At 63.4% G+C, this 16,070-nt stretch carries 14 protein-coding genes; all 14 read left to right on the top strand.

All coding sequences use genetic code 11. From position 1 onward, the window contains the following. Window positions 1-7 precede the first annotated feature (7 nt). Window positions 8-1,264, top strand: a complete 1,257-nt coding sequence (gene odhB, locus VM94_RS23665) for a 2-oxoglutarate dehydrogenase complex dihydrolipoyllysine-residue succinyltransferase (protein ID WP_046685724.1) — start codon at window positions 8-10, stop codon at window positions 1,262-1,264. A gap of 94 nt (window positions 1,265-1,358) precedes the next feature. Next, on the top strand, window positions 1,359-1,748 hold the full coding sequence (locus VM94_RS23660) for a PspC domain-containing protein (protein ID WP_046685723.1): 390 nt from the start codon (window positions 1,359-1,361) through the stop codon (window positions 1,746-1,748). Continuing rightward, window positions 1,738-3,168 (top strand): dihydrolipoyl dehydrogenase, encoded by a 1,431-nt coding sequence (gene lpdA / locus VM94_RS23655; protein WP_046685722.1) that lies wholly within the window; start codon window positions 1,738-1,740, stop codon window positions 3,166-3,168. Before VM94_RS23660 ends, lpdA begins: the two co-directional genes overlap by 11 nt. Window positions 3,169-3,238: 70 nt before the next feature. Continuing rightward, entirely contained in the window at window positions 3,239-4,336 is a 1,098-nt protein-coding gene (gene zapE, locus VM94_RS23650) for a cell division protein ZapE (protein ID WP_046685721.1), read from the top strand. A 16-nt stretch (window positions 4,337-4,352) separates the two neighbouring features. Further along, complete coding sequence (locus VM94_RS23645; RefSeq protein ID WP_046686209.1) at window positions 4,353-5,075, top strand: hypothetical protein; 723 nt, start codon at window positions 4,353-4,355, stop codon at window positions 5,073-5,075. A gap of 137 nt (window positions 5,076-5,212) precedes the next feature. Further along, complete coding sequence (locus VM94_RS23640; protein ID WP_034752051.1) at window positions 5,213-5,413, top strand: YdcH family protein; 201 nt, start codon at window positions 5,213-5,215, stop codon at window positions 5,411-5,413. Between the two features lie 61 nt (window positions 5,414-5,474). Then, complete coding sequence (locus tag VM94_RS23635; protein WP_409929605.1) at window positions 5,475-7,511, top strand: ATP-dependent DNA helicase; 2,037 nt, start codon at window positions 5,475-5,477, stop codon at window positions 7,509-7,511. 271 nt (window positions 7,512-7,782) lie between these two features. Continuing rightward, complete coding sequence (locus VM94_RS23630) at window positions 7,783-8,388, top strand: toll/interleukin-1 receptor domain-containing protein (protein WP_034752049.1); 606 nt, start codon at window positions 7,783-7,785, stop codon at window positions 8,386-8,388. Window positions 8,389-8,407: 19 nt separating this feature from the next. Further along, complete coding sequence (locus tag VM94_RS23625; RefSeq protein ID WP_082127887.1) at window positions 8,408-10,873, top strand: tetratricopeptide repeat protein; 2,466 nt, start codon at window positions 8,408-8,410, stop codon at window positions 10,871-10,873. Between the two features lie 94 nt (window positions 10,874-10,967). Continuing rightward, window positions 10,968-11,705 (top strand): 5'/3'-nucleotidase SurE, encoded by a 738-nt coding sequence (surE, locus tag VM94_RS23620; protein ID WP_046685720.1) that lies wholly within the window; start codon window positions 10,968-10,970, stop codon window positions 11,703-11,705. A 9-nt stretch (window positions 11,706-11,714) separates the two neighbouring features. Next, the gene (locus VM94_RS23615; RefSeq protein ID WP_046685719.1) at window positions 11,715-12,605 is read left to right on the top strand and encodes a protein-L-isoaspartate(D-aspartate) O-methyltransferase; all 891 of its coding nucleotides are present in this window, start codon (window positions 11,715-11,717) and stop codon (window positions 12,603-12,605) included. Window positions 12,606-12,647: 42 nt separating this feature from the next. Next, window positions 12,648-13,571 carry a peptidoglycan DD-metalloendopeptidase family protein gene (locus VM94_RS23610; protein ID WP_046685718.1) on the top strand — a complete coding sequence of 308 codons (924 nt, stop codon included), beginning with the start codon at window positions 12,648-12,650 and terminating at the stop codon, window positions 13,569-13,571. Between the two features lie 8 nt (window positions 13,572-13,579). Then, entirely contained in the window at window positions 13,580-14,611 is a 1,032-nt protein-coding gene (rpoS, locus tag VM94_RS23605; protein WP_046685717.1) for an RNA polymerase sigma factor RpoS, read from the top strand. Between the two features lie 130 nt (window positions 14,612-14,741). Then, a partial coding sequence (rlmD, locus tag VM94_RS23600; RefSeq protein ID WP_046685716.1) for a 23S rRNA (uracil(1939)-C(5))-methyltransferase RlmD occupies window positions 14,742-16,070 on the top strand: 1,329 nt, incomplete at its 3' end.

Genomic DNA, 16,070 nt, shown 5'->3' with positions numbered 1-16,070 from the left:
GTTTTACATGGCACAAATCGAAGTCAAAGTTCCCCAGTTGTCGGAATCGGTTGCAGAAGCGACCCTGCTGGCATGGCACAAGAAAGTCGGCGAACCAGTTGCGCGCGACGAAAACATGATCGATATCGAAACCGATAAAGTGGTGCTGGAACTGCCGGCGCCTGCCGCTGGCGTGATCGTTCAAATCATCAAGGCTGACGGCGCTACCGTCGTCGCCGGCGAAGTCATCGCCATCATCGACACCGACGGCTCGGCCAAGGTCAGCCCGATGGAAGTGTCGGCCGTGCCTGCGCCAGCCCTGGCTGCCGCCGCTCAAGATACCGCTAGCGCTTCGGCGCCAGCCGCTGCGACCAAAGGCGATGTCGCCATGCCTGCCGCTGCCAAGATCCTGTCCGAAAAAGGCCTGTCCGCTGGCGACGTCGCCGGTTCCGGCAAAGATGGCCGCGTGACCAAGGGCGACGCCCTGGCCGCTTCCGCCAAGCCAGCTGTCGCGCCGCTGGCGCCAGCCGCTGCCAAGCCAGCGCTGCAACAAGTTGCCACGCCGTCGGCCGCCAACCTGGGCGACCGCCCTGAAGAGCGCGTGCCGATGAGCCGTCTGCGCGCACGTATCGCCGAGCGCCTGCTGCAATCGCAATCGACGAACGCCATCCTGACCACGTTCAATGAAGTGAACATGCAGCCGGTCATCGACCTGCGCAACAAGTACAAGGACAAGTTCGAGAAAGAGCACGGCGTCAAGCTGGGCTTCATGTCCTTCTTCGTCAAGGCCGCCGTCGCCGCCCTGAAAAAGTACCCGATCATCAATGCTTCCGTTGACGGCAACGACATCGTCTACCACGGCTACTTCGACATCGGTATCGCGGTCGGTTCGCCGCGCGGCCTGGTCGTGCCTATCATCCGCAACGCGGACCAGCTGTCGATCGCCGACATCGAGAAAAAAATCGGTGAATTCGGCGCGAAAGCCAAGGAAGGCAAGCTGACCCTGGACGACCTGACGGGCGGCACGTTCTCGATCTCGAACGGCGGCACCTTCGGCTCCATGCTGTCGACCCCGATCATCAACCCGCCACAATCGGCCATCCTGGGCGTGCATGCGACCAAAGACCGCGCCGTTGTCGAAAACGGCCAGATCGTGGTGCGTCCGATGAACTACCTGGCCATGTCCTACGACCACCGCATCATTGATGGCCGCGAAGCCGTCCTGGGCCTGGTGGCGATGAAAGAAGCGCTGGAAGATCCTGCACGCCTGCTGCTGGACCTGTAAGCACTGTAGTTCCCCGGCGTAGCCGCCGGGGCAATGTAGCTGATACCCCTTGCCAGAAGACGCAGCTGGCTGATCTCAATGAAAGAGGATTCCTATGAACATCTCTGAAGAAATCAAGCGTCTGCACGAGTTGCACCTGGCGGGCGCCTTGAGCGACGCGGAATTCGCGCAAGCGAAAGCCAAGCTCCTGAGCAATATCAACCTGGACAAGCCGGACAGCACGTCCGGCGCCGGCGCCGATGCGGCTGCCGGTCCGGCGAACGACCTGGTGCAGGAATTCAACCGCCTGCGCCGTTCGCGCAACGACCGCTGGCTCGGCGGCGTCTGCGGCGGCCTGGGTCGCGCTTCCGGCATGGAGGCGTGGATCTGGCGCCTCGTCTTCGTCCTGTTTACATTGACCTTCGGCTTCGGCGTGGTGATTTACCTTCTATTGTGGATTTTCGTACCAGACGAAGAGATTGGAATAACAAAACATGAGTACTAAACAATTTGACGTAGTTGTCATCGGTGCGGGCCCTGGCGGCTACATCGCCGCCATCCGCGCAGCGCAGCTAGGCTTTTCCGTCGCTTGCGTCGACGAGTGGTCGAACGCCAAGGGCGGCGCCGCTCCTGGCGGTACCTGCACCAACGTCGGCTGCATCCCGTCGAAAGCGCTGCTGCAATCGTCCGAGCATTTCGAACACGCGGGCCACAGCTTCGCCGAGCACGGCATCGACGTCGCCGGCCTGAAGCTGAACCTGGGCCAGATGCTCAAGCGCAAAGACACCGTCGTCAAGCAAAACAACGACGGCATCCTGTACCTGTTCAAGAAGAACAAGATCGCCTTCTTCCACGGCCGCGCCGCTTTCGCCGCTGCCGCAGCCGGCACGTATGACATCAGCGTGACGGGCGAAGCCAACGAAACCCTGACGGCCAAGCATGTGGTCATCGCCACGGGTTCGAACGCGCGCGAACTGCCGGGCGCACCATTCGACGAGAAACTGATCCTGTCGAACACGGGCGCACTGGCCATCGACGCCGTACCAGCCAAGCTGGGCGTCATCGGTGCCGGCGTGATCGGCCTGGAAATGGGCAGCGTATGGCGCCGCCTGGGTTCCGACGTCACCGTGCTGGAAGGCCTGCCGGTCTTCCTGGGCGCCGTCGACGAGCAGATCGCCAAGGAAGCGTCGAAGCTGTTCACCAAGCAAGGCTTGAAGATCAACCTCGGTTGCAAGATCGGTGCGATCACGCCAGGCAAGAAAGACGTCACCGTGGAATTCGTGGACGCCAAGGGCGAAGCGCAAAAAGCCGTGTTCGACAAGCTGATCATCTCGATCGGCCGCACGCCGAACACGAACGGCCTGGGCGCCGATAAAGTCGGCCTGCAGCTGGACGAACGCGGCTTCATCGCCGTCGACGGCGACTGCAAGACCAACCTGCCGAACGTTTGGGCAGTGGGCGACGTCGTGCGTGGCCCGATGCTGGCGCACAAGGCCGAAGAAGAAGGCGTTGCCGTGGCCGAGCGTATCGCCGGCCAGCATGGCCACACCAACTTCAACACGATTCCCTGGGTGATCTACACCTCGCCGGAAATCGCGTGGGTCGGCAAGACCGAGCAAACCCTGAAGGCCGAAGGCATCGCCTACAAGGCCGGCACCTTCCCGTTCATGGCCAACGGCCGTGCGCGCGCGCTGGGCGACACCTCGGGCATGGTGAAATTCCTGGCCGATGCGACGACCGATGAAATCCTCGGCGTGCACATCGTCGGCCCGATGGCCTCCGAACTGATTTCCGAAGCCGTCGTGGCGATGGAATTCAAGGCATCGGCCGAAGACATCGCGCGCATCTGCCACGCCCATCCGTCCCTGTCGGAAGCGACCAAGGAAGCGGCACTGGCGATTGACAAGCGTACGTTGAACTTTTAATTGTAGTTAGTCCTGCAGGGGCGCTCGCGGATTTTTTCCGCCGGCGCCCTTGTGCGTTAAAGCGAATCCCATGAACGTAGAAGAGTTTTACCAGCACGCGCTGCAGAAGCGTGATTTCAAGGCCGATGCCGCCCAGCGGCGCGCGGTCGACCGCCTGCAGCTGTGCTATGACGAGTGGGTGGCCTACAAGGGCCAGCGCTCGAGCACCTTCAAGCGCCTGCTGAACCGTCCTGCCGTGCCGAAAGGCGTGTACATGTGGGGTGGAGTGGGGCGCGGCAAATCGTTCCTGATGGACAGTTTTTACTCCGTCGTGCCCCTGGTGCGCAAGACGCGATTGCACTTCCACGAATTCATGCGCGGCGTGCACCAGCAGCTCGATGAATTGAAAGGCGTGGCCGACCCGCTCGACGAGGTGGCCAAGCGCATCGCCAAGAAATACCGCCTCATCTGTTTCGATGAATTCCACGTCTCCGACATCGCCGACGCGATGATCCTGTACAACCTGCTGTCGGCCCTGTTCGCCAACGGCGTGTCCTTCATCATGACGTCGAATTACGATCCGGACCTGCTGTATCCGGACGGCCTGCACCGCGACCGCATGCTGCCGACCATCGCGCTGCTCAAGGACAAGCTCGACGTGATGAACGTCGACGCCGGCGTCGATTACCGCGGCCGCGCGCTGGAACAGGTGGAAAGTTATTACACGCCGCTGGGCGCGGAGACCGACAAGGCCTTGCGCGACGCCTACACGCGCATCGCCGAGACGGCTGACGAAGACGCGCGCATCCGCATCGAGAGCCGCGAGATCCATTGCCTGCGCCGCGCCGGCGGCATCATCTGGTTCGATTTCGCCACCCTGTGCGGCGGTCCCCGTTCGCAAAATGATTACCTGGAAATCGCCAGCCGCTTCCATACGGTGATATTGTCCGGCATACCGGCCATGTCGGCGGCGCAGTCGTCCGAGGCGCGCCGCTTCACGTGGCTGATCGACGTGTTTTACGACCAGAAGGTCAAGCTGATCATGTCGGCCGAAGTGCCGCCTGACGAGCTGTACACGAACGGCATGCTGGCCAACGAGTTTCACCGCACCGTTTCGCGTATCATCGAGATGCAATCGCGCGAATACATGGAAAAAGAACAGCGCGGCGTGGCCGACGCGATCGTTTGAGGCAGGGATAATGAACATGATGGCAAATACACTATACAAGCTGGGTGCGGCGCTGGGCCTGGTCCTGGCGTTGTCCGCCTGCGCGCACCAGGGTGCGGCGGCATTGGATGAGGTCGGCGCGCCGCAGGTGCCCGCGACCCTGTCCGTGGAAGAAGCGGACGCCAAGCTGAAGCAGTCGGCCAGCGAGCGCGAGGCGGCGGAAAACGAGTTTGCCGCGCGCGAACTCGAGTGCTACGACAAGTTTTTCGTGAATAACTGCCTCGACAAGGCCAAGGAAAAGCGCCGCCTGATCCTCGTGCGCCTGCGCGCCGTCGACGCGGAAGCGAATTACTTCAAGCGTGCCGAGTCCGTGCGCCTGCGCGATATCGACCTGGCCAGGACGCAGGAAAGTGCGCGCCTCGACGCCGAACAGCGGGCCGCGGCCGTGCCCAAGCCCGTGAAAGTGGTCACGCCCGAGCCGGCGTCGCCCAAGGCGCAAGGCAAGAGCCTTGCCGAGCGCGAGGCCGAGCAAGCGGTGAAGGTGGCGAAACAGGCCGCCAACGATGCCGCCGAAGCGCCGCGGCGCGCGGCCCGCGAAGCGCAATATGCGAAAAAACAGGCTGACGCCGTGGCGCGCCAGAAACGGGTGGCGCAACGTCTGGCCGAGCGCCAGGCCGAAGCGCAGGCCAAGGCTGCCAAGGCGGCGGCCGCCGCTGCCAGCACGCCGGCCGCTGCCGTGCCTGTGCCGCCGGCCAAATAACACTGCCGCGCAGGGGCACGCCGGAAATGGCGTGCCCTAAGACGCGCGGCAGGTTAAACTACGCACCATGGCTGCCTGCGTACGCTGCGCGCGCCGGTTTCCCAACACTGTTACCAACACTGCCTGGAACGCAACACATGAGCGATGCACAGCAAATAGAGCGGCGCCTGATTGAACTCAACGTGGAACACCGCGACCTCGATGCCGTCATCGAGTTGCTGATACTCGATGGCCACCATGACGAGCTGCAGCTGCGCCGCCTGAAAAAGCGCAAATTGCAATTGAAGGATCACATCACCTTGCTGAAAATGCAGTTGGTGCCCGACGTTCCCGCCTGAGGGGCGCCAGTAGCGTCCAGTCCAGCCTTCACCTAAGTATATTTTGACCGATCACAATTCATTGCCAGTAAACCCAGATGGCCAGCTGGCCGATCCGCAAGCCAGTCTGCCAGCCGAACCGCAGGCGGCGCCTGGCAAGCACGATGCCGACATCGAGCGTCTGTTTGGCGCCGGCGGCCCGCTCGGTCCGGCCGTGGGCAGCTACAAGCCGCGCCGTTCGCAAACGGAAATGGCGAAAGCCATCGCCAGCGCCATCGACAGCCAGACGACCCTGATCGCCGAGGCGGGCACGGGCACAGGCAAGACCTTCGCCTATCTGGTGCCGGCCCTGATGTGGGGTGGCAAGACCATTGTTTCCACCGGCACGAAGAACTTGCAGGATCAATTGTTCCTGCGCGATATCCCCACCGTGCGCGCCGCGCTGCAGGCGCCCGTTTCCGTCGCCTTGCTCAAGGGCCGCTCGAACTACGTCTGCCATTACCACCTGGAACGCACCCTGCAGAACGGTCGCATGACCTCGCGCGACGACGTGGGGCATTTGCGGGAAATCTCGCGCTTCATCAAGATGACCAGCTCGGGCGACAAGGCCGAGCTGACCAAGGTGCCGGAAAACGCCATGATCTGGAATTTGGTGACCTCCACGCGCGACACCTGCATGGGCGCCGAATGCCAGTATTACCAGGATTGCTTTGTGATGAAGGCCCGCAAGGAAGCCCAGCAGGCCGACGTGGTGGTGGTCAACCATCACCTGTTCTTTGCCGACGTGGCCCTGAAGGACACTGGTGTGGCGGAATTGCTGCCGTCGGCCAATACCATCATCTTCGATGAGGCGCACCAGCTTCCCGATACGGCGACCTTGTTCTTCGGTAACACGGTGTCGACCTCGCAAATCCTGGAACTGTGCCGCGACGTGCTGGCCGAGGGCCTCGCGCATGCGCGCGGCATCGACTGGGCCAAGACGGTGACGGTGGTGGAAAAGGCGGCGCGCGATCTGCGCCTGACGTTCCCGCAGGACATCGTGCGCCTGTCCTTGCCGCAGATCGCCCCGTCGAGCGACTTTTTCCCCGCGCTCGACACCCTTAAGGATGAGCTCGACGGCATGGTGGCCGTGCTGGAAACCCAGGCGGAACGGGCGGAAACGCTGGAACAGTGCCGGGTGCGCGGCGTCGAGCTGGCGCAGCAGTTGAGCGGCTGGAAGTTCGATCCGAAGGCGAAAGTGGCGGCCGGCGAAGAGGCGGTGTTCTGGGTGGAAGCGTTTTCCAGCTCCTTGCAGTTGCATAAAACGCCATTGTCGATCGCGCCAATTTTCAATAACCAGCGCGAAGGCACGCCGCGCAGCTGGATTTTCACGTCCGCCACCCTGGCCGTGAAAAACGACTTCAAGCATTTTTCCGAACAGATGGGCTTGACGGGCGAGCCGTCGCATACATGGCCGAGTCCGTTCGACTATGGCCAGCAGGGCTTGCTGTTCGTGCCGCAAAACCTGCCGCAGCCAAATTCGTTGGGCTACACGGACGCCGTCATCGACTGCGCCTTGCCCATCATCGAAGCGGCAGGCGGGCGCACCTTCTTCCTGTGCACCACCTTGCGCGCCGTCAAGCGGGCCGCCGAGCGCCTGGCCGACGAATTCAAGCAGCGCGGCCTGAACTTCCCCCTGTTCGTGCAGGGGGAAAAGGGCCGCACGGAATTGCTCGACCAGTTCCGCGCGGCCGGCAATGGCGTGCTGATCGGTAGCCAGAGCTTCTGGGAAGGCGTCGACGTGCGCGGCGATGCGCTGTCCCTCGTCATCATCGACAAGCTGCCGTTCGCGCCGCCCGACGATCCCGTGCTGGCCGCGCGCATCGAAGTGATGGAAAAGCAGGGCAAGAACGGTTTCATGCACCATTCGCTGCCGGAAGCCATCATCAACCTGAAGCAGGGCGCGGGCCGCCTGATCCGCGACGAAGGCGACCGGGGCGTGCTGATGATCTGCGACCCCCGCCTCATTTCCAAGCCCTACGGCAAGCGCATCTGGCAAAGCCTGCCGCCGTTCAAGCGCACGCGCGATACCGCCGAGGTGGTGGAGTTCTTCCGCAACCTGCCCGCCAAGGGCGTGTAAGTCCTGCTAGCCGGCGCCATGCGCGCGCCGGCGTATTTCCCTTTGTTATCAAGCGAGTAGCGTTTTTCCCGCGGCGCCCGCTTGCGCGCCTGGCATGCCAAAAATCGGCGTGATCGCGCCATTTTTTGGCATTGTGACGCATGTCCAGGACGCCAGACACATCTTTGTGCCAGCGCAAACAGGGCTGTTGCTGAGCGGTCTACAGTGAGCGCATGCCTTGCAGGATCAAGGCGCGGCGATGGCAGGGCCGCACGGGGAACAGGGGGATGCCATGGAGATCCGCTACGGCTGTTTCTTGAGTTATGCACACGGCCAATATGCGTTCATGAACAAGTTCAAGAATGACCTGATCGAGGCGCTGGCGTGCTATCTGGAGCCGCACCTGGACCGCGAGGAGGTCCTGTTCATCGACAGCGAGCAACTGGGCGGCGGCGACGATATCGACCTGCGCGTGGCGCGCGCCATGTGCCAGAGCGTCTGCATGATCGTGCTGTACACGCCCAAGTATGAAGCGCACGGCTATACGCGGCGCGAATTCGCCGCCATGCAGCTGATCGAGCAGGAGCGGCGCGCCTGGTATGAACTGCCCAGCCATCTGATCATTCCCATCATCATGACGCGCCATCCGGACGGCTTGCCGCCGCAAATCACGGAGTCGGGACTGTACGTCGATTTTTCCGGCTATACCCTGGCCAGCGGCGACCTGAAATCGAATCCGCAATACCTGCCCGACATCGAACGCATCGTGCAGCGCATCGCCACGCATTACCACTTGCTCAAGCGGTCAACACCGCCCGGCCACGATTGCAGCCGTTTCGTGTTGCCCGATATTCCACCGGAATGGCGCGCCATTCCGCCTCCCCACTTTCCACGTTAATCACGTAAAAGGTCCTGTCATGGAATGCCAACGCCTCTCCCTGCCGCCTTTGAGCGCCCCTGGCGAAGTCGTCACTTTCTATTCCTACAAGGGCGGCACCGGCCGCACCATGGCCCTGTCGAATATCGCCGTCCTGCTGGCGCGCCGTGAAAACGCCAGCGTGCCTGTGCTGATGCTGGACTGGGACATGGAAGCGCCGGGCCTGCACCATTATTTCGAGCAGCACGAAGAGCGACCGGGCGTGCTCGAGTTTTTCGAAGCGTGCCGCCAGCAGCTCGAACGCATCAGCCTGGAAACGGCGGGCGGGCGCGCCGGCGGTCAGGGGACTGGGCGCGAGGATGCGGCGCTGGCCCAGCGCGTGCTCGACGCCATCGACTGGCAGCAGTACGTGGTGCGCGTCGACCAGGGCAGTCCGCTGTACCTGATGCGCGCGGGGCGCTTCGACGCCAGCTACAGCGAGCGCCTGGCGCAGATGCGCTGGGATCAGCTGTTCGACACGTGTCCGGCCCTGTTCCGCTGCTTCGCCGATACCCTGGCCCAGCATTTTCGCTACGTGCTCGTCGATTCGCGCACGGGGCGTACGGACAGCGCCGGCATCTGCACCACCTTGCTGCCGAAAAAGCTGGTGGTGGTCTTCACGCCGAACCGGCAAAGCCTGGAAGGTGTCGACGCGCTCGTCACGCGGGCCATTGAATACCGCCGCAGCCATGAAGACGAACAGCGTCCGCTGCTCGTGTATCCCTTGCCATCGCGCATAGAAATGGGCGATGGGGCGCAGCGCGCCGAGTGGCGCCGCGGCGACGCGCACAAGGGCATCGCCGGCTTCCAGCCCATGTTCGAACGGCTGCTGCGCACTTCCTATGGCTTGCCGCAGGTCGCCCTCGACAGCTATTTCGACGAAGTCCAGCTGCAGCAGACGAAAACCTTTGCCTATGGCGAGCAATTGGCCGTGCGCATCGACCAGGGCGGCGACCGCTTTTCCCTCACGCGCACCTTCGAAGCTTTTTTGCAGTGGCTGACGGGAGGCTACTTCCCGTGGCAGTCGAGCCGTGAAATCGCCTTGCTGGGCGCCATCAGCGAAGCGCGCCAGGCCTTGCTGGCCGAACCGGGCCGCGCCGTGGCCCTGCCGCTGGCGCGCGACCTGGCCCGCCTGGGCGAGCTGTACCGCAAGGACGGGCGCAGTACGCAGGCGCTCGACGCCTTTCGCCAGAGTGTCGAGATCCGCGTGCGCCTGCTGGGCGAGGAGCATCCCGACAGCCTGGCGTGCAAGAGCGGCATGGCGCGCCTGCTGCGCCAGCTGGGCAAGCTCGATGAAGCCCGTTTCCTGGAAGAAGACGTGCTCGACGTACGCGAGCGCGTGCTGGGCAGCGAGCATCCCGACACCCTGGCCGCACGGGCCTGCCTGGCGCAAACCCTGTTGCAGCAGGGCGAACTGGCGGCGGCGCTATTGCTGCAGGATACGGTGCTGGCCACCTATGCGCGCCAGGTGGGCGGCGAGCATCCGCTGACCCTCGATGCAATGGATGGCCGCGCCGCCACCTTGCTGCGCATGGGCCGGCTGGCGCAGGCGCAGCAAGTGCTGGCAACGGTGGTGGCGGCGCGCGAGCGCCTGTTTGGCGCCGAGCATGGCGACACCTTGCGCAGCAAGCTGGCCCTGGCGCAGGCGCTGGGACGCGAAGGCGACCTGGAGGGCGCGCGGCGCCTGCTTGCCGCCGTGCTGCAGGTGCAGGAAAGGCGGTTGGGCAGCGATCATGCGGTCACCCTGTCCACGCGCGACTTGTTGGCTGATATCGTGGCCGGGCAGGGCGACTGGGCCGGCGCGCGCCAGTTGCATGAAGACCAGGTGGCGGCGCGCGAGCGCACGCGCGGGCTCGACCATCCGGAAACCCTGATGAGCCAGCGCAAGCTGGCCGAGGCGCTGCTGCGGCGCGGTGAACTCGATGCGGCGCGCAGCGTGCAGGAGCAGGTGCTGGAAGTGCATGCGCGCCTGCTGGGCGAAGACCACCTCGATACCTTGCACAGCAAGACGCAATTGGCAGGCACCTTGCAGCAGCAGGGCGACAGCGAGGCGGCGCGCCTGCTGGAAGACGCCGTCCTCAGCGGCAGCGACCGGCTGTTGAACGCGCCCGTCACGGGGCATGCGGACAGCGTGCTCGACGGCGCGCGGCATTTGCAGGAAACCATCCTGGCCGGCCGCGCCAACGGGCACGAAGGGGCCGAGCCGGACACCCTGGCCAGCATGATCTCGATGTTGCAAGGCATGATCGAGCGGGAACAGTATGCGCAGGCGGGCGAACTGGCCGAACATTTGAAGTCTTGCCTGCTGCGCCCCGGCGTGCCGGGCAAGTTGCGCCGGCGCGGCATGGCGCAGCTGAAAAGAATGTACAAGTTGCAAGGCGACCTGAATGCCTTGCTGGCTTTGCAGGAGGATGAAGTACAGGCGCTGGAAGGGGCGTTGTCGGAAGCGCGCATCGAGCAGCGCTGAGACTGCGCGCCATGTGCGCGCGGCAGCACAAAAAATGCTGCCGATCGGCGTGCGGCATGCGCAGTGTGGGCATTGCTTCAGGTAAAATCTCGTTATGAGAATTCTTATCAGTAACGACGACGGTTACCTGGCGCCCGGCCTGGCGGCCCTGGCCGACGCGCTCGCACCCATTGCCGACATCGTCGTGGTGGCGCCCGACAGCAACCGTTCGGGCGCGTCCAATTCGCTGTCCCTGGACCGGCCCTTGTCCGTGCACAAGGCTGCCAACGGCTTTTATTTTGTCAACGGCACGCCCACCGACTGCGTGCACGTGGCGCTGACGGGCATGCTCATCGAGCGCCCCGACCTGGTGGTGTCCGGCATCAACAACGGCCCCAACATGGGCGACGACACCCTGTATTCGGGCACCGTCGCGGCCGCCACGGAAGGCTATCTGTTCGGCATTCCCGCCATCGCCTTTTCCCAGTCGCAGTTCGGCTGTGCCAATCTGGACGCGGCTGCCCGCGTGGCCAGGGAAATCGTCGAGCGCCAGTTTGACGCCCTGCAAAAACCGTATCTGCTGAACGTGAACATCCCGGCCATTCCTTACGAGCAATTGCAAGGCATGGCGGCCACGCGCCTGGGCAAGCGCCACTCGGCCGAGCCCGTGATCCGCGCCCTCGACCCGCGTGGCCGTGAAATTTTCTGGATCGGCCCCGCCGGTGCGGCCAAGGAAGGCGGTCCTGGCACGGACTTCCATGCCGTTGAACATGGAAAAGTATCGATCACGCCGCTGCAGATCGACCTGACCCATACCACCCAACTCGATGCGCTGGCAAAAGGCCTGGCATGACCGCTCACTATGACTGACAAGCCGCGTACCTTCCCCCTTACCCTCGATTCGCTGGCCGGCAAGCCCGCCAGGCAGGGCGGGGGGCAGTCGCTGGCCCAGTCCCGGATCGCCACGCCGCAAACGGCCACGCAGAATGCGGCGCAAAACGCGGCGCGCGGCGTGGCGCAGCCGTATGGCGCGCAGACGGCCATCGCGCCGTCGCGCGCGCAAGCGATCGCCAATGAGCGGGCGCAACCGCCCGTCGTGTCGCCGCCGCGGCAAAACCCGCTCGTCTCGGAGGCCGTGCGCCGGGCCATGGTGGCCCGCGTGGCTAAGCAGGGCGTCAAGGACCAGGTGGTGCTCGACGCCATGCAAGCCGTGCCGCGCCACATGTTCATGGACGAGGCGCTGGCGTCGCAGGCGTATATCGACGCCTCCTTGCCCATTGGCCACCACCAGACCATTTCGCAGCCGTACATCGTGGCGCGCATGATCGAAGTGATGCGTCAGGGCGGCAAGCTGCAGCGGGTGCTGGAAATCGGCACCGGTTGCGGCTACCAGGCGGCCGTGCTGTCGCTGGTGGCGAAAGAGGTGTATTCGATCGAGCGCATCCGGCCTCTGCACGAGCTGGCGAAGGCCAATCTGCGCCCGCTGCGCGTGTCGAATCTGCGCTTGCAGTACGGAGATGGTATGCTTGGCCTGCCGCAGGCGGCCCCCTTCGACGGGATCATCCTTGCCGCAGCCGGCCTGGAAGTCCCGCAAGCCCTGCTGGAACAGCTGGCGCCCGGCGGGCGTCTGGTTGCGCCGGTGGGGGCTAAATTGCAACACTTACAACTCATTACCCGGGTGGGGAAAATGGAATGGACTAGCCAGACCCTGGAAGATTGCCATTTCGTGCCTTTGCGCCCGGGCACCATATGATCCCCGGATCAGCTAGCAAGCAGGACCTAAATATACATGCGAATGATTAAGAAAAACAATGTACTACTCTGCAGCCTTGCGCTGGCCGCCCTGTTGACCGGTTGCGGCACCACTGGCGTGCAGGCGCCAGTCGTCGAGCGCCATCCATCGACCAGCAGCGCCGCCGCCAGCGATCCGCGCGACCGCGACCCGGCCTATTACACGGTCAAGCGTGGCGACACCCTGCTGCGTATCGCCCTCGAGCACGGCCAGAATTACCGCGACCTGGTGACCTGGAACGACTTGAGCAACCCGAACGACATCAAGGTCGACCAGGTGCTGCGCGTGCTGCCGCCGACTGGCGACACGGGCGGCGCGCAAACGTCGGCCATCGTCATGCCGCCGTCGACGGAAATCAAGCCGGCCGCGCCTGTCGTGCCGAAGAAAACGGGGCCGCGCGGCGAGAAGCGCGCGTATTCCGACGCCACCCTGGCAGAATTGCGCGCCGATGGCGGCACCAGCGACGCCAAGCCTGCGCCAGCGCCCGCAGCAGCAGCAGCCGTCGCTGCCGCACCGGCCGCCGCCGCGGCAGCCCCTGCGGCCTCGGCGCCTGGCGACGAGAAGATCAGCTGGATGTGGCCTTCCGAAGGCAAGGTCATCGGCACTTTCGATGAAGGCAAGAACAAGGGCGTCGATATCGCTGGCAAGGCGGGCCAGCAAGTGGTGGCTGCCGGCGCGGGAAAAGTCATGTATGCCGGGAGCGGAATCCGTGGTTATGGTAATCTTGTCATCGTGAAGCACAGTAATAGTTTATTGTCGGCGTATGCGCATAACCGCAGCATCCTGGTGAAGGAAGGGCAGAACGTCAACAAAGGCCAGGCCATCGCCGAAATGGGCGATTCCGATGCCGACCGCGTGAAGCTGCACTTTGAAATCCGCCAGCAGGGCAAGCCCGTCGACCCTTCGAAATTCCTGCCTAACCGTTAGGTAAAGCAATGACACACGCGCCGCACGACCAGCTGGACGATGACCCGGAACTGCCGGAAGACGGGGCAGACGAAGTCGTGACGGACGATACCGGCGAACTCGACGGCATTGACGCCGTCGAGGCGGGCGAGGGCGGCGAGGTCGCCAGCGTCAGCGTGCTGGTCGAAAGTGTCGATGAACTGAAAAAAGTGCTGGCGGCCGAATTGTCGACCGATACCACGCAGCACTACCTGAACCAGATCGGCACGCGGCCCCTGCTGACGGCGCCGCAAGAGGTGCATTACGCCACCCTTGCCAAGCAGGGCAATTTCGAAGCCCGGCAAACCATGATCGAGCACAACTTGCGCCTCGTCGTGTCGATCGCCAAGCATTACATCAACCGCGGCGTGGTCTTGCTCGACATGATCGAGGAGGGCAACATCGGCCTGATGCGGGCCATCGACAAGTTCGAGCCCGAGCGCGGTTTCCGTTTTTCTACTTACGCCACCTGGTGGATACGCCAGAGCATCGAGCGCGCCATCATGAACCAGGCGCGCACGGTGCGCCTGCCCGTGCACATGGTGCGCGAACTCAATCAAATCCTGCGCGGCAAATACCACCTGGAAGCTCAGCACCACGACGGCAAGGATGCCACGGCGGAAGATATCGCTCACCTCGTGGGCCGTCCCGTGGAAGAGGTGCAGGATATCCTGGCCCTGTCCGAGCACGCCACCTCGCTTGACGCGCCGCTCGACAACGATCCGCAATCGTCGCTGATGGACATGTTGCCCGGCGCCAGCGAAGACAGCCCCGACGCGCGCGCGGAACACCATGAAATGACGGTGCTCGTGCGCGACTGGCTGACCAAGCTGCCTGACAAGCAGCGCGTCGTCATCATGCGCCGTTTCGGTCTTGACAACGACGACCCGGCCACCCTGGAAACCCTGGCCGAGGAAATGGGCGTGACGCGCGAGAGAGTTCGCCAGATCCAGCAGGAAGCCCTGATCAAGCTGAAGCGGGCCATGGCGGCGCGCGGCGTAGTAAGAGATTCCCTTTTGTAATCCCCTGGCCCGGCTGTCGCGGGCCCGCATCTGCTATCATACGCCCCGCTCGCGGCGCCTGACCTTTCCCCCATTCTTTCAAGTTCCAGCGCGGCCCTGCGTCCTGGCCCACTCTTACCTATTGATCGCTATGCAAGAAAATATCATCGAAATCAAATCGCTCGACATGGACGCCCGTGGCGTTGGCCATATTGAGAACGAAGACGGCTCGCCGGGCAAGGTCGTGTTTGTCGAAGGCGCATTGCCGGGCGAGCGCGTCAGCTTTGTGACATTCAAGAAAAAGAAGAACTGGGAAATGGCCCGCATGACGGCGCTGCACCGCGAATCGTCCATGCGCGTGACGCCCAAGTGCAAGCATTTCGACAATTGCGGCGGCTGCTCGATGCAGCATCTGGAACCGTCGGCGCAGGTGGCGATCAAGCAGCGCGTGCTGGAAGATAACTTGTGGCATATCGGCAAGGTGCGTCCGCAAAGCATCATGCGCCCCATGTATGGCCCGACGTGGGGCTACCGCTACCGCGCGCGCCTGTCCGTGCGCCACGTCAAGAAGAAAGACGCCGTGCTGGTGGGTTTCCATGAAAAGAAATCGGCCTTTGTTGCCGACATGGATAGCTGCGAAATCTTGCCGCCGCACATCTCGGCCATGCTGCTGCCGTTGCGTGGATTGATTGCTTCGCTGTCCATCTTCGACCAGATGCCGCAGATCGAGCTGGCCGTCGGCGAAGATGTGACCGCCATGGTCTTGCGCATCATGGCGCCGTTGACGGCGGACGACGAAACGAAACTGAAATCCTTCGCCGACGAATACGGCGTCCAATGGTGGCTGCAGGTGAAAGGTCCGGAAACGGCCGTGCCGTTCTACCCGCTCGACAAGCAATTGCATTACCTGCTGCCGGAATTCGGCGTCAAGATGCCGTTCAAACCCGTCGATTTCACCCAGGTGAACCACCACATCAACCGCGTGCTGGTGTCGAAAGCCCTGCGTTTGCTGGAAGTGCAGCCGACGGACCGCGTGGCCGACTTGTTCTGCGGCCTGGGCAATTTCACCTTGCCGCTGGCCACGCAAGGCAGCGAAGTGGTCGGCATCGAAGGCAGCACCACCCTGACGGAGAGGGCGCTGGAAAACGCCTTGGCCAATGGCCTGGCGGAAAAAACCTCGTTCTCGACACGCAACCTGTTCGAAGTGACGACGGACGACCTGATCGCACTGGGCAAGTTCGATCGCATCCTCGTCGACCCGCCGCGCGATGGCGCCATGGCTCTGTGCCAGGCGCTGGTCGGCCTGTCGCAAGTGCGCCCGGACCTGCTGCCCAAACGCATCGTCTACGTCTCGTGCAGTCCATCGACCCTGGCGCGCGACGCCGGCATCCTGGCGCTGGAAGCGGGCTATGTGCTGAGCAAGGCGGGCGTGGTCAACATGTTCCCGCATACCTCGCATGTCGAATCGATGGCTGTATTT

It is taken from the genome of Janthinobacterium sp. KBS0711 (assembly GCF_000988085.1).
GTDB lineage: Bacteria > Pseudomonadota > Gammaproteobacteria > Burkholderiales > Burkholderiaceae_D > Janthinobacterium > Janthinobacterium lividum_E.
This window is presented reverse-complemented; position numbering and strand designations above follow the sequence as displayed.